Below are 14,207 nucleotides of genomic sequence, written 5' to 3'. Positions count from 1 at the left end.
GACACGGCCGGTCAGACCGCGAAGAACACCGTCTCGCCTTCGCCTTGCAAACGCACGTCGAACCGATAGTCGGCGCCGTCTTTCTTGGCCAGCAACGTGTCCCGGCGTTCCTCGGGAACACTCGCCAGCACGGCGTCGCCGGCGTTGTCCTGGTCTTCGAAGTAAATGCGCGTGACGACCCGGTTGAGCAGCCCGCGAGCGAACACCGACACGTCGATGTGCCGTGCCTGGGGAGCCCCGGACGCGTCCGGCACGACTCCAGGCAGCACCGTGAGAATCCGGTACTGGCCTTCGGCATCGGTGGGACATCGGCCGAACCCGCGGAACGGATCGCCGGGCTTGCCGCGCGGATCGTCAGGGTGGTCGAACCCGCCCTCCGGATCCGCCTGCCACGTCTCGATCATCGCGTCGGGAACCGGGTTGCCCGCGCCGTCGTACACCCCGCCGCGGATCCACACCGCGCCTTCGGTGCCTTCCGGGACCACGAACGGCCCGTCGTCCCACGGCAGCCCGATGGACAGATACGGCCCGACAGTCTGCGAGGGCGTGCCTTCGAGCCTCACTCGTCCTCCTCCTCGTCCTCGAACACCGACTGTTCCCGTCCGCGCACCACGATGTCGAACTGGAAGGCCAGCGCCCATTCCTCCTCGGTGCGGTCGAGGTCGAACCGGGAGATCATCCGCTGCCGCGCCTTCTCGTCCGGAATGGAGTTGAAGATCGGGTCCTGCGAGAACAGCGGGTCGTCCGGGAAGTACATCTGGGTGACGAGCCGCTGGGTGAACGCCGAGCCGAACACCGAGAAGTGGATGTGCGCGGGACGCCACGCGTTGTCGTGGTTCTTCCACGGGTACGCGCCGGGCTTGACGGTGGTGAACTCGTAGCGCCCGTCGCCGTCGGTCAGCGTGCGGCCGAGCCCGTCGAAGTTCGGGTCGAGCGGGGACGGCCAGCGGTCGCCGGTGTGCCGGTAGCGGCCGCCCGCGTTGGCCTGCCAGATCTCCACGAGCGAATCGCGGATCGGGCGCCCGTCGCCGTCGAGAAGCCTGCCGGTGACGATGATCCGCTGCCCCTGCGGCTCGCCCGCGTGCTGGCGGGTGAGGTCGTTGTCCAACTCGCCGAGCCGCCCCGGGCCGAGCAGCGGACCGGTGACCTCGGTGAGCATCTGCGGCAGCAGGACCAGCGGCTGCGTCGGATGCCGCAACGCGGTGGAACGGTACGGCGCGTAGTCGAGCGGCGGGTGGGTGCCGTCCGGATCAGGCCGGTACTGCGGCAGGCGCCGGTCGGTCGGTGTGGCCACGATGCCTCCCCTTTCTCAGCGATTCTCGAGCACTACAGCGAGACCCTGGCCGACCCCGATGCAGATCGCCGCGAGGCCCCAGCGACCGCCGGTGCGGCGGAGCTGATGCGCCAGCGCGCCGATGATCCGGCCGCCGGAAGCACCGAGCGGGTGCCCGATCGCGATGGCCCCGCCGTTGCCGTTGACGATCTCCGGGTCGAGCTTCGACCATTCTTTCAGGCAGGCCAACGACTGTGCCGCGAACGCCTCGTTGAGTTCCACCGCGGCGAGGTCGCTCCAGCCGATGCCCGCCCGTTCGAGCGCGATCTCCGCCGCCCGCACCGGACCGATGCCGAACACGTCCGGGTCGACTCCCGCGGCACCGCGACCGGCGATCCGGGCCAGCGGCGTCGTGCCGAGCCGCTCGGCCGCCGCCGCGTCACCGAGCAGCAACGCCGACGCACCGTCGTTGAGCGGCGACGCGTTGCCCGCCGTGACGGTCCCGTTTTCCTTGCGGAACACGGTTTTCAGCTTCGCGAGCTTCTCGGGCGTGGAGTCCGGCCGGATGCCCTCGTCCCGGGTGAGCTCGACGCCTTCCACCGGAACCACGTGGTCGTCGTAGAAGCCCTCGTCCCACGCCCGTGCGGCGTTCACGTGGCTGCGCGCGGCGAACGCGTCCTGCTCGTCCCGGCTGATGCCGTAACGCTCGGCGAGCAGTTCGGTGGACTCGCCGAGGGAAACGGTCCACTGCGACGGCATCGCCGGGTTGACCATCCGCCAGCCGAGCGCCGTGTTGTACAGCGTCTGGTTGCCCGCCGGGAAAGCCTTGTCCGGCTTCGGCATCACCAGCGGCGAGCGGCTCATCGACTCGACGCCGCCCGCGACCACCAGCGAGGCGTCGCCGACCTGGATCGCCCGGCTCGCCTGCATGGTCGCCTCGACGCCGGACCCGCACAGCCGGTTCACCGTCGCACCGGGAACCGACGTCGGCCAGCCCGCGAGGAGCGCGGCCATCCGCGCCACGTTCCGGTTGTCCTCGCCCGCGCCGTTGGCGTCGCCGAGCAGCACTTCGTCCACAGTGGACGGATCGAGGCCGTTGCGCTCGGCCAGCGCGCGCAGGACGCCCGCAGCCAGGTCGTCAGGGCGCACCCCGGAGAGAGCGCCGCCGTAGCGCCCGAAGGGAGTGCGGATCGCGTCGAGTACGTAAGCGTCGCTCATTCGCCGGCCTTCTTCAGTTCACGGAGCAGGGTCAGTTCGCGTTCAGTGGGCGCGGGGGTGGTCTTGAGATCCGCGGCCGCCTTCAGTGTCCACCCCGTCGCTTCCACGACCTGGTCCAGCTCGATCCCGGGGTGCAGTTCGGTGAGCGTGAGCTCCGCGGTTTCCGGATCGGGCCGCATCAGACCGAGGTCGGTGACCACGAGCGTCGGCCCGGCTCCGCGCAGGCCGAGCCGTTCGCGGTCGCCGCGCCCGGAGCCGTGGCCGAACGACGTCACGAAGTCGACCTTGTCCACAAAGGTGCGCTTGCTCTGCCGCAGCACGACGAACACTTCCTTGCAGGACGCGGCGATCTCCGGAGCCCCGCCCGCGCCGGGCAGGCGCACCTTCGGATCGTGGTAGTCGGAACCGATGACCGTGGTGTTGATGTTGCCGAACTTGTCCAGCTGCGCCGCGCCGAGGAACCCGACGTCGATCCGGCCCGGCTGCAGCCAGTAGTTGAACACCTCGGGCACGCTCACGACCGCGTCGGCGGTGTCGGCCAGCTCGCCGTCGCCGATCGACAGCGGCAGCCTGCTGGGTTTCGCGCCCAGGCAACCCGATTCGTAGATCAGCGTGAGGTTCGGGGCGTGCGTGCGGCGGGCCAGATTGGCCGCCGTGCTGGGCAATCCGATCCCGACGAAACACGACATGCCCTCGCCGAGCGCGCGCGCCGCCGCGACGCTCATCATCTCGTCAGCGGTGTACTCGCTCATGCCTTCACCCCGGTCAAGTCGTTCAGCCACTTGGCGAATTCCTCGCGGTCCCGGCCGATCTCGTCCCACGCCTGGTACGCCGCGTTGTCCCGCTCGTAGTACCCGGCGGCGTACGAGGGCGCCGCGCCGCGCGGCGCCTCGGCCACCGCGGTGACCGCCCAGGACGGGAGGACCAGCGCGCCCGGCCGGGGCTCCAGCTCGTCGACGACCGCTTCCACGGTGACCAGCGACCGCTTCGCCGCCAGCACCGCTTCCTTCTGCACGCCCGCGATGCCCCACAGCTGGACGTTGCCCGCCCGGTCGGCGCGCTGCGCGTGCACGATCGTGACGTCCGGGTTCAGCGCGGGCACCGCGGTGAGCTGCTCGCCGGTGAACGGGCAGGTGATCGGCTTGATCGTGTCCGTCTGCGCGGGCAGATCGGTGCCGGTGTAGCCGCGCAGCACGGCGAACGGCAGCCCGGAAGCGCCTGCGACATAACGGTTCGCCATGCCCGCGTGGCTGTGCTCCTCGATCTCGAGCGGCACCGGCCACGAGTGCTGCACCGCGTCGCGGAACCGGTGCAGCGAGCCGACCCCGGGGTTGCCGCCCCACGAGAAGATCAGCTTGCTCGCACAGCCCGCGCCGATGAGCTGGTCGTAGACGATGTCCGGCGTCATCCGCACGAGCGTGAGGTTCCGCCTGCCCTGACGGATGATCTCGTGCCCGGCCGCCACGGGGATGAGGTGCGTGAAGCCCTCGAGAGCGACGGTGTCTCCGTCGTGCACCAGCTCGGCGATCGCCTCGCCGAGCGACAGCACCCTTGCCATCACGAGCCCTTCCGTCTGGATCTTCCTGCTTCCGCCGTTTCCGTGCTAGCGTGTTCGCATAGCGCACAGAAGTTCTTCATATGAACATAGCACGGTCCGGCCGCCCGCGGGAGTGCCAAAGGGTGAAGCGGACGTCCGGACAGACGGCACAAGACAACGCAAGGTTTGCGGGCTTCGAGAGGAATGAGGTGATGCGATAAGACAACACGGTGCGCTGGGAGTCGGCGAACGGGTTTCGCGGCGGCACCGAGCGGCGCGGTCGGCGGCAGACCGGAATTTCGTTGCGTGGTACCGCAATGCGGAATTCGGGCACTGTCCACCTCGGCGGCGTTCTGTCGCGGTTGGACGCTCCGTCGCAGCTCAGGCGGGTGTCCGGCGGTGAGCGCGCCGCGAACCTCGCTCGGGCGGCACAGTCGGCATTAGGCTGCTCGGCATGCCGAAGATCGCTGTCACCCGCTGGATCCCGGACGAGGCCGTGCAGGTGCTCGGCGAGGCAGGCGAAGTCGAAATCTCGCCGGAGGACCGGCCGCTCACGCCCGAGGAACTGCGGAAGTTCGTCGCCGGCTCGGCCGCGGTGGTGTCGATGCTGCACGACCGGATCGACGGCTCGGTCGCGGACGCGGCGGGTCCCGAGCTGAAGGTCGTCGCGAACGTCGCGGTGGGCTACGACAACGTGGACGTCAGTGCACTGGCGGACCGCGGGGTCGTGGTCGCCAACACGCCAGGCGTGCTCACCGACGCCACCGCGGATCTCGCGTTCGGACTGCTGCTGGCCGTCTCGCGGCGACTCGGCGAAGGCGAACGTTTGCTGCGCGCGCGGCAGCCGTGGTCGTTCCACCTCGGCTTCCTGCTCGGGTCCGGCTTGCAGGGCAAGACGCTCGGCATCGTCGGGCTCGGGCAGATCGGTCGCGCGGTGGCGACGAGGGCGGCGGCGTTCGGGATGCGGGTCGTCTACTCCGGACGGTCGGCGAAGCCGGACTTCGACGGCGAGTTCGTGGCGTTCGACGAGTTGCTGAGGCGTTCCGACTTCGTGTCGCTGCACTGCCCGCTGACTCCCGAGACCCGGCACCTCGTCGGCGCGGACGCGCTGCGGGCGATGAAACCGAGTGCGTACCTCGTGAACACCACGCGCGGTCCGGTGGTCGACGAGTCGGCGCTGGCCGACGCGCTCGAAGCCGGCGAGATCGCGGGCGCGGCGCTGGACGTGTTCGAGAAGGAGCCGGACGTCGAGCCACGGCTGCTGGAGCGCGACGACGTGGTGCTGACGCCGCACCTCGGATCAGCGACGGTGGAAACGCGCACGGCGATGGCGGTGCTGGCCGCGCGCAACGTCGTCTCGGTGCTCGCCGGAGCCGAGCCGCTGACGGAGGTGGGCCGATGACCCGGGTCGTGATCGCACCGGACAAGTTCAAGGGAAGCCTGACCGCGGTCGAGGTGACGGAAGCGATCGCGCACGGCGTGCGCGATGCGTTGCCGGACGCCGAGATCTCCGCGTGCCCGGTCGCCGACGGCGGCGAAGGAACGCTGGAGGTGCTCGAGAACGCGGGCGGCTCGATGGTGCGGCTGTCGGTGCGCGGTCCGCTCGACGAACCGGTCGAGGCGCGGTACGTGCTGCTCGACGGCACGGCCTACGTCGAATCGGCGCGTGCGTGCGGCATCGAGTTCGTGACGCCAAGCCGGGAAGTCGCGCTCGCCGCGCACACGTGGGGCGTCGGCGAGTTGCTGAACGACGCCCTCGCCCGCGGAGCGCGGCGGCTCGTGCTGACCGTCGGCGGCACCGCCAGCACCGACGGTGGCGCCGGGATGCTGGCCGCGCTGGGTGCTGCCGTCCTCGACGCGTCCAGTGCGCCGGTCGGTCTCGGCGGCGGGTCGCTCGCGCAGGTCGCGCGCGTCGATCTGGGCCCGGTGCGGGAACGGCTGGGCTCGGTGCCGGTCGCAGTCGCGACAGACGTGACGAATCCGCTGCTTGGCGCGAACGGGGCGGCGGCCGTGTTCGGCCCGCAGAAGGGTGCCGACCCGGAGGACGTCCAAGCGCTCGACGAAGCACTGGCGCACTGGGCGAAGGCGCTTGTGCGGGCTGGCACGCCGGACGTGTCCGACCTGTCTGGAGCCGGGGCTGGCGGAGGTGTCGCGGCGGGCGCGATCGCCGCGTTCGGCGCGACGGTCGAGTCCGGCTTCGACCTGATCGCCGCGTTGACCGGCGTCGACGAAGCACTGACCGGCGCGGATCTGGTGATCACCGGCGAGGGTTCGCTGGACGAACAATCATTGTCCGGCAAGGCCCCGGCAGGCATCGCGGCTCGCGCCGGGCGGACAGGCATCCCGCTGCTGGTGCTCGCCGGACGGATCCAGCTGGACGCGGACGCGCTGGCCAGCCTGGGAGTCGTGGGCAGCAGCGCGCTGATCGACCACGCGCCGTCGCTGGACCACGCCCGCGCCCACGCCGCGGAACTGCTGCGCGAACGGGCCGCCGTGCTGGTTCAGGACTGGCTGCGCACTAAGTAAGCAAAGCGCTCCCACGATTAACCGCAGGAGCGCTTCTACTCAACTCAGCCGTCTTGGACAACCCGTGTCTTGGACGGCGGTGCCACCCAGGGATCGGCCATGGATCGACTCGCCGGACCCGGACGCCCCGAGACATCCGGCAGTTCCGGCGAACGGCACACGGGATCAGCCGACGGACACCGCCGCGCGAACCCCGTGGCCGAACGCTTGCGCAGCCGTCAGGCGGACTGCTGCTGGGGCAGGACGGCGAAGGCGACGTCGCCGGTGTCGTCCTGCTGAACGTCGAGGACCTTGTCGTCCAACAACGCGGCTGCCTGCGGCTCGAGGAAGACCTTCGCCCCGCCGTCGGCTCCGACGATGCGGTCGCCGTCCTCCGGGGCCGGGGCTACCGACAGCGCCAGTTGGGCGCCGTCGCCTTCCATGCTCTGCAGCGCGAAGCGCAGGCCGCTTTCTTCGGAGCCAGTGCCTTGGTCAGCGGTCAGCGCGGTGATCGCCTCGGCGGCGGCTTCGGTAACGGTCAGCATCTTTCGGCCTTCCCTTCGTCGCAGTCGGATGCGCGCGGTCGGTTGCAGGGTGGTTTTTCACGCTAAAGGCGGCACGACCGTCGCGCAGTGTGAGCGCGAGAGGCGTTGCCGCGACGGTGGAACCTGTCACAAATACGTTTGAGATCAGGCTCTTCGGGCCATAGCCGACCGGATCGCGTCGGCGACCGTGCAGCCCCCGTGGTCGACCCGCTCGCCCGGTCTGGGATCCGCGGGCCAGCCAGCCCCGGCCTCGCCCGCTCTGGCCAGCTCGCCAGCGTTGACTGATCCCTCGACGACCCCTCCAGCCACCGGCGGCCGAACCTCCGGCAGCTGCCCCGCACACTGACTCTGACGGACCTCGGCAGAGCCTGTCCCAGCACGCACCGCGCTTCTGGGCGCAGGCGCGCGGAACGGGTCGACACGGGAACTGTCCGCCCCGGGTGCTTGACTCTCGAGGAGAGCGTCGTCACCGGAATCGCTCACGGGCACCTCCCGAAAGTCCGGATTGTTCGTGGTGAGCTACCCGAGGCGGCTTCCGGTGAAACGGGCCGAACGGCTGTCGTCGGAATCACAGCGGTTCCTGCGGTCTGCCAGGGCGTAAGCGGGCTGAGCGGAGCTAGCGTCGGAACCATGACCACCACAAGGTGGATGCCGCGCGGCCGGATCGGAACCCGCCCCCGGCGCAACCCCGGCCCGGACGCCGCCAGCAACGACCCGCTGGGCGACGACGCGATCGACGCCATGCCGGAATACCGCGCGCTCGACGAGCCCTCAGGCCGGTCCTCAAGCCTCGATGAGACCGCCGACCACCTCTACCCGGCCGCGCTCGCCGACGAGCTCAACCACCGCACCGCACCGGACTCCAACGCCGACCGTCGAGGAGACGACGCCCGTCGCCACTCAACGGCGAATCCGAGCACCGACGATCTCGGGACAACCGATGGTGACGCTGGTCCACTCGAGCCAGAGTCCGGAGACGTGAGCGCCCGTCGCCACCTAGCGGCGAACGCAAGCACGAATCGCCATTCAACGGCAACTGTCCCTGGATCCTCGCTGTCGCCCAGCCCCGGGGACGAACTCGACAGCCACGACCAGGTGACCGACGCGAACGCGAATCGCCGCCAACCGGCAACGGGCGGTGTCGAACCACTGTTGTCGGCGATCACCAGTCGCCGCTCAGCGGCCAATCCGCACAGCGCTCACGGTGAAGCAGCGACCGACAACACCGAACCACGGCAGCCGGACGCCAGCAGCCAACACACCAATCGCCACCCAGCGGCTAACCCCGCCAGCGCCCCCGGTGAAGCGGCAACTGACAACGCCGAACCTCAGCGCTCCGGCACCACCCAGCGCACCAGTCGCCACTCAACGGCTAATCCCGACAGTGCCCACCGCGAAGCGTCAACCGACAACGCCGAACCACCACACCCGGGTGTCAGCACCCAGCGCACCAGTCGCCACGCAACGGCTAATCCGAACGGCGCTCACCACAAGGCGGCAACTGGCGACGTCGACCTGCATCCGCCAGAGTCCGCCAACAACACCGCCGCCGAAGCCACCCATCCGCCCCGATCCGCAACGGATCTCGTAGCCGGAGCCAACCCCGACGGGCCTCACCCGAATCCGTCCGCCATCCCAGCTCCGCATCCAGCACCCGCGACCGTTGCCGATAATCGGCAAAACCACTCCGCCGACCGCACCGCCGGCCGCCGCGAGATCGGGGGTCATGCGGCCTGGTATCTGGCCGCGGGTGTCGTCACCACCGGGCTGCAGGCCGTCCTCTTCCTCGCCTTCCGCCCGGAGATCGGCGCGCAATGGGCGAATCTCGCCGCGCTCGCGATCACGACGGTCGGCAACACCGAGTTCCACCGGCGCGTCACGTTCGCCAAACGGAGCAGCCGCGCGGGCAAGCGGCATCTCCAGGATCTCGTCACGTTCGCCTTCTACGCCGGCTACGGATCGGCCGTCCTCGCGGCCCTCGACGCCGTCGTCGCGTATCCCTCCGCCAGGCAGCAAACCGCCGTGCTTCTCGCGGCCAGTTTCGTCGGCGGGGTCGTGCGGTTCGCCGTTCTGCGCTGGTGGGTTTTCGCCCGGACGCGGCGAACGGACGCGCCACAAGATCACCAACGGTAGTGGAACCCGTTCTACCCGCAGTGCGACCACTCTCTGTTGTGCTACCCGGGCATCACTCTTCGTGACGCATCAAATCGGACATCCGCACATGCTGCGAGGCCGGATTCGTACTGTGCGTCGGCTGGTCTCGTTTGTGTCAAGACCACTGCTGCTAACGGGGTATTCGTAGTTGAAATGTGGACGGTCGGCCTCCGGCCGCTTAAGGTTACGGAGCGTCGCAACGATCGCAGTGCTCCCCCCGTTCGATTGGAGTACCTGCGACCGCAACATCACAGAGTGTTGACCCCAAGACAGCGACGGTCGCAGGGTTGCCGGGGAGACGACCATGACAGCACCGTCGAAGACGTCCCGTACTGCGGTGTCCGGCGTCGCGGGCTACGTGAGCCCTGCGGCCCTGCCCCGGTCCGGCGGACGTCTCACCAAGGAAGACCTCGACCCTCTCGTACGCGCCGCGGGGCAGGGCGATCAAGCCGCGATCGCCGACCTGCTGCACGTGCTCCGCCCCGTTGTCGCCCGCTACTGCCGGGCCCGGATGGGCGGCCGCGACCTCTCCTACCTCGCCGCCGACGACGTCGCGCAGGACGTCTGCATGGCCGTGCTCAAGGCCCTTCCCGACTATCAGGACCGCGGCGGCTCGTTCCTCTACCTCGTGCACGCGATCGCGGCCAACAAGGTCGCCGACGCCTACCGGGCCGTCGCGCGCGACCGTTCCGAGCCGGTGCCCGAACTGCCCGAACACCCGCTCGCGGGCGGCAACGAGCCGGAATCGCACGCGCTGCGCCTCGACCTCGGCAGCCGCCTGCAGGAGCTGCTCACCCGCCTCGCCCCGTTGCAGCAGGAGATCCTGGCGCTGCGGATCGTCGTCGGCCTCAGCGCGAACGAGACGGCTGAAACGCTGGGCATATCGGCCGGCAACGTCCGCGTCACGCAGCACCGTGCGTTGTCCAAGCTGCGCGAGATGGTGCAGGGCCAGGACTTCTGAACCGTTCCGTCACTCGAACGGCTGGAACGCCGCCGCGGACCGCGGAATAGGTCGACAGGCTCTGTTCCGCACGGCACTCTGGATTTAGCCCGCCGCATCTCTCAGCTCAATTCATAAACGCGTGCCGCCGTGTGTTCGAAGACGTCCAGCCGTTCTGGGTCGCTCAGCACTCCGGTCAGCGACACCGCCGCGTCCAGTACGACTTCGTACGCTGCCGCCAGTTCGCACACTGGCCAGTCGGAGCCGAACATGACCCGGTTCGCGCCGAACGACTCGAAAACGTGGTCTGCGTAGCGGCGTAAATGGCCAACCTGCCATGCGCGCCAGTCGGCTTCCGTCACCAAGCCGGACAGCTTGCAGTGCACGTTCTCGTGCGCGGCCAGCGATGCGACGCCGTTTGCCCACGGCTGCCATTCGCCGGCCGCGATGCCAGGTTTCGCGGCATGGTCGAGGACCAGTCGCAGCTCCGGCAAGCGTTCGGCGACCTGCCGGGCGGCGTCGAGCTGCGCCGGTGTCACCAGCAGGTCGTAGACCAGGCCTGCGGTGCCGACCGCGCTCAGGCCGTGCAGGATTTCCGGACGCAGCAGCCACTCCGGGTCCGGTTCGTCCTCGACCTGGTGCCGGATGCCGACCAGCGGCCCGAGTTCGCGCAGCCGGGCGAGCCGGTCGGACACGTCCGGGGCGGCGAGGTCGACCCAGCCGACCACGCCTGCCACCAGTGGCTCGGACGCGGCCGTGGCCAGGAACTCCTCGGTTTCCGCCTCGTCCGAGACGGTCTGCACCAGCACCGTGGCGTGGACTCCCGCCGCGGTGGTCACCGTGCGCAGATCGTCGACTGTGTACGGCTTGCGGATCGGAGCCAGCGCGTCGCCGGACATCCACGGGTACTCGCGGCGCGCCGGATCCCACAAGTGGTGGTGCGAATCGATCACTGGGTTCCTCCGGACACGACAGGGCGAGCGGCCGACCGCAGCAGGCCAGCGGCGGCGAGGTCGTCCCACAGTACGGCCGGGATATTCGCCGCTGCCCGGCGAACGTTCAGCGACACCTGCTCGGCGTCGTGCGCGCCGACGACCACCGACACCACCGCGGGGTGCGTGCGCGGCAACGCGAGCGCGGCCTCGGGCAGCGAAACGCCATGCCGCGCGCAGATTTCCGCTATTTTCTGCGCTTTCTCCACGAGATCCGCAGGGGCGGCCGTGTAATCGTAAATAGTGCCGGGTTGTTCAGTGGCGAGAATTCCCCCGTTGAACACCCCGCCCGCCACGACGCCAACGCCGCGTTCGACGCACAGCGGCAACAACTCGTCCAACGCCGGCTGGTTCAGCAAGGTGTAGCGACCGGCCATCAGGACATGGTCGAGATCGAACCGGCGCACGAATTCCGCCAGCATCGGCGCCTGGTTCATCCCGGCCCCGATCGCGCCCACGACGCCCTGCTCGCGCAACTCCAGCAATGCCGGGAACGCGCCGGAAACCGCTTCCTCGAAATGATCGTCCGGATCGTGCACGTACACGAGATCGATGCGGTCGAGACCCAGCCGGTCCAAGCTCGACTCCAGCGAACGCAGCACCCCGTCGCGGCTGAAATCCCAGCGGCGGCGGTAAGTTCCGGGGACGTCGAAGCCCTGGTCGTCGCGTTCCCCGGGTGCCACCGCGCGCGGTTCCAGCACCCGTCCGACTTTCGTGGACAGGACGTATTCGGCGCGCGGATACGCCGCCAGCGCGGCCCCGAGCCGACGCTCGGACAGTCCGAGCCCGTAGTGCGGCGCAGTGTCGAAGTAGCGGATCCCCTCGTCCCATGCCCGCCGGACGCTCGCCGCGGCGATTTCGTCCGGCACCGCGTGGTAGAGGTTGCCCAGCTGCGCGCCGCCGAGTCCCAGCGGGGGAAGGTCCACGGTCACGCCTCCGCCGGTAGTTGCCACACCAGCCCGAGGCCGTGCGCGACGTCGGAATGGTCGAGGTCGAGGAGTGCGTTGATCCGCTTCTGCCACGCGATGTCAGCCGGGTCGTCGGCGAGTTTCGCGCGCATCTGCTCGAAATCGTCCACCTCGACGAAGTGGAACAGGTCGAGCCCGTCGCGCCAGATCCGCCACGAGCGCACCCCGGCGCGGCGCAGTGCGGCGTCCAGATCTCCCGGGATCACCGCGTGCACCTCCTCGTAGATTTTCTCCATTCCGGGCTTGAGCCGGGTGCGCAAGGCGACCGTTTGCGGCGCCGGGCCGTGGGTCATCGTTCCTCCTGACGGGAGTCGTGGCACGCTGTAGGGGGTAAACATCCGAGGTCTCTGCAGGGAGGGCGGTCCCGATGCCCGTCACCGATGTCGCGATCGACAAGATCAAGGACATGATCATTTCGGGCGAGCTGGCCCCGGGCGACCGGCTCCCCAAGGAGGCCGAGCTCGCGCAGCGGCTGGGGCTGTCCCGCAGTTCGCTGCGGGAAGCGGTGAAGGCGCTGTGCCTGATCCGGGTCCTGGACGTGCGCCAGGGCGACGGCACGTACGTCACCAGCCTGGAGCCGAACCTGCTGCTCGACGCGATGACCTTCGTCGTCGATTTTCACCGCGACGACACCGTGCTCGATTTCCTTGCCGTGCGGCGGATTCTGGAGCCCGCGGCCACCGCGATGGCAGCGCTGCACATGCGCGACGAGGACGTCGCCCAACTCGGTGCGCTGCTCGGCGAACTGGAGGACTCGCCGACCGTCGAGGCGCTGGTGGCCAACGATTTGCAGTTCCACCGCAAAATCGCGGACGGCTCGGGCAATCCGGTGCTGTGCTCGCTGCTCGAAAGCCTTTCCGGCCCGACGGCACGCGCCCGGATCTGGCGCGGCCTCACCCAGGAAGGCGCGGTAGCCCGAACCCGGGAACAACACGCCGCGATCTACGACGCGATCGCCGCGCGAGAACCAGAACTGGCCCGCTCGTGGGCGACGGTGCACGTGGCCGGAGTGGAGCAATGGCTGCGCAGCACCCTGGTCGAGGACGCTGCGGCTGGCGATGACGCCGAGCCCGCCGCTTCCTGACCGGACGGGGAGTGCAGCTTTCCCTGACCGACCGGAGATGGCGGCGGTTCCTGACTGGGCAGGAACGGCAGCGGCTCCGGACCGGACGCGGACTGCACTGACTTCTAACCGACCGGAGACGGCAGCAGTTCCCGACTGGACAGGAACGGCGACGGTTCCGGACCGGACGCGGAGTGCAGCGTTCTCTGACCGGCCGCAAGTGGCGGCCGGTCTGGACCGGGCAGGAACAGCGGCAGTTCCGGACCGGACGCGGACTGCGGTGACTTCTGATTGGACTGCGATGGCAGCGGTCTCTGCGCGGTTTGTTGTAGTGACGGGCCCCTTCGTTCCTTGCCGGTCGGAGTGAAGGGACCTGTCACTCGCGTTCGGTTGGAGTGAAGGGGACTTTCGCTCCTGCACTGCGGGAGTGACGGGACCCCTCACCCCATGACGGGCGACGCGGATGGACCCGTCACGCACGCACGGCGGGAGCGAGGGGGACTTTCGCGCCTCTGGCCAGACAGCGGCCGCCAGGCGCCAACCCGACCGGGGTGGCGGGACCCATCGCGCAAGCCCGGCTGAAGCGGCGGGGACTCGTTCTCCAAGCGGCGGGATGAAGGGTCCCTTCATCGACTCCGGCTCTTGGGCAGTAAAAGGACCCTTCACCGGCTCTGGCTCTTGGGCTGTGAAGGGACCCTTCATCGCCCAAGACACGGCGGAGAGGGCGAGTGCCGCGGAAGCTGAACTGGCCGCGCGGGCGGTCAAGAAAAAGCCGAGAGACTCAGAGTCCGCGAAGGGGCCCTTCACCGGCCTCCCCGCTGAGCGAACCACCACACCAACCGTCGAGCCGCCCACGGTGCCGGCCAAGGGACCACCCACTGGGGCACTCCCCAGGCCACCCGCCGGACCACCCGCCGGGTTGCGATCCCGCAGACCGCCCACCGGGTCAGTTGCCGCACCGCCCACCAGACCGGCTCCCGCACCGCCCGCCAGACCGCCCGCCGGGCCGATG

General features: G+C 69.5%; 14 protein-coding genes. 5 read left to right on the top strand and 9 right to left on the bottom strand.

Annotation, left to right across the window (positions count from 1 at the left end):
* Nucleotides 1-11 precede the first annotated feature (11 nt).
* From pcaG to ACFORO_RS41935, 5 genes are read right to left on the bottom strand one after another with little or no spacing between them, the layout of a single operon-like run.
* A complete protein-coding gene (gene pcaG / locus ACFORO_RS41955) occupies nt 12-563 on the bottom strand; it encodes a protocatechuate 3,4-dioxygenase subunit alpha (protein WP_377870357.1) in 552 nt (183 codons plus the stop codon).
* Nucleotides 560-1,294 (bottom strand): protocatechuate 3,4-dioxygenase subunit beta, encoded by a 735-nt coding sequence (gene pcaH / locus ACFORO_RS41950; RefSeq protein ID WP_377870358.1) that lies wholly within the window; start codon nt 1,292-1,294, stop codon nt 560-562. The genes pcaG and pcaH overlap by 4 nt, the downstream gene beginning before the upstream one ends.
* A gap of 15 nt (nt 1,295-1,309) precedes the next feature.
* Nucleotides 1,310-2,491 carry a thiolase family protein gene (locus ACFORO_RS41945; protein WP_354737357.1) on the bottom strand — a complete coding sequence of 394 codons (1,182 nt, stop codon included), beginning with the start codon at nt 2,489-2,491 and terminating at the stop codon, nt 1,310-1,312.
* Nucleotides 2,488-3,243 carry a CoA-transferase subunit beta gene (locus ACFORO_RS41940; RefSeq protein ID WP_377870359.1) on the bottom strand — a complete coding sequence of 252 codons (756 nt, stop codon included), beginning with the start codon at nt 3,241-3,243 and terminating at the stop codon, nt 2,488-2,490. Before ACFORO_RS41940 ends, ACFORO_RS41945 begins: the two co-directional genes overlap by 4 nt.
* Entirely contained in the window at nt 3,240-4,049 is an 810-nt protein-coding gene (locus tag ACFORO_RS41935) for a CoA transferase subunit A (RefSeq protein ID WP_377870360.1), read from the bottom strand. Before ACFORO_RS41935 ends, ACFORO_RS41940 begins: the two co-directional genes overlap by 4 nt.
* Nucleotides 4,050-4,482: 433 nt before the next feature.
* Here ACFORO_RS41935 and ACFORO_RS41930 point away from each other — a divergent pair, with 433 nt between their 5' ends.
* Nucleotides 4,483-5,430, top strand: a complete 948-nt coding sequence (locus ACFORO_RS41930; RefSeq protein ID WP_377870361.1) for a 2-hydroxyacid dehydrogenase — start codon at nt 4,483-4,485, stop codon at nt 5,428-5,430.
* Nucleotides 5,427-6,554: a glycerate kinase gene (locus ACFORO_RS41925; RefSeq protein WP_377870362.1), complete on the top strand. Its 1,128-nt coding sequence runs from the start codon at nt 5,427-5,429 to the stop codon at nt 6,552-6,554. The genes ACFORO_RS41930 and ACFORO_RS41925 overlap by 4 nt, the downstream gene beginning before the upstream one ends.
* A 218-nt stretch (nt 6,555-6,772) precedes the next feature.
* Here the strand turns inward: ACFORO_RS41925 and ACFORO_RS41920 are convergent, their stop codons facing one another.
* Nucleotides 6,773-7,078, bottom strand: coding sequence for an iron-sulfur cluster biosynthesis protein (locus tag ACFORO_RS41920; RefSeq protein ID WP_354737367.1), 306 nt, complete (start codon nt 7,076-7,078; stop codon nt 6,773-6,775).
* Nucleotides 7,079-8,794: 1,716 nt separating this feature from the next.
* Between ACFORO_RS41920 and ACFORO_RS41915 the strand changes: the two genes are divergently transcribed.
* Both ACFORO_RS41915 and shbA read left to right on the top strand, forming a co-directional pair.
* Nucleotides 8,795-9,211 (top strand): GtrA family protein, encoded by a 417-nt coding sequence (locus tag ACFORO_RS41915; RefSeq protein WP_377870420.1) that lies wholly within the window; start codon nt 8,795-8,797, stop codon nt 9,209-9,211.
* Between the two features lie 325 nt (nt 9,212-9,536).
* Nucleotides 9,537-10,193: an RNA polymerase sigma factor ShbA gene (shbA, locus tag ACFORO_RS41910; protein ID WP_354737369.1), complete on the top strand. Its 657-nt coding sequence runs from the start codon at nt 9,537-9,539 to the stop codon at nt 10,191-10,193.
* Nucleotides 10,194-10,294: 101 nt separating this feature from the next.
* On the opposite strand, the gene ACFORO_RS41905 is transcribed toward shbA, so the two are convergent.
* The 3 genes from ACFORO_RS41905 to ACFORO_RS41895 are packed head-to-tail and all read right to left on the bottom strand — an operon-like array spanning nt 10,295 to nt 12,425.
* A complete protein-coding gene (locus ACFORO_RS41905; RefSeq protein WP_377870363.1) occupies nt 10,295-11,125 on the bottom strand; it encodes an amidohydrolase family protein in 831 nt (276 codons plus the stop codon).
* Entirely contained in the window at nt 11,122-12,096 is a 975-nt protein-coding gene (locus ACFORO_RS41900) for an aldo/keto reductase (RefSeq protein WP_377870364.1), read from the bottom strand. Before ACFORO_RS41900 ends, ACFORO_RS41905 begins: the two co-directional genes overlap by 4 nt.
* Nucleotides 12,093-12,425 (bottom strand): L-rhamnose mutarotase, encoded by a 333-nt coding sequence (locus ACFORO_RS41895; RefSeq protein ID WP_354737375.1) that lies wholly within the window; start codon nt 12,423-12,425, stop codon nt 12,093-12,095. Before ACFORO_RS41895 ends, ACFORO_RS41900 begins: the two co-directional genes overlap by 4 nt.
* Nucleotides 12,426-12,499: 74 nt before the next feature.
* On the opposite strand from ACFORO_RS41895, the gene ACFORO_RS41890 reads away from it, so the two are divergent.
* Entirely contained in the window at nt 12,500-13,216 is a 717-nt protein-coding gene (locus ACFORO_RS41890) for a FadR/GntR family transcriptional regulator (protein ID WP_377870365.1), read from the top strand.
* Nucleotides 13,217-14,207: the final 991 nt, after the last annotated feature.

This window comes from Amycolatopsis halotolerans (assembly GCF_042647905.1).
In the GTDB taxonomy this organism is placed as follows: domain Bacteria; phylum Actinomycetota; class Actinomycetes; order Mycobacteriales; family Pseudonocardiaceae; genus Amycolatopsis; species Amycolatopsis halotolerans.
This window is presented reverse-complemented; position numbering and strand designations above follow the sequence as displayed.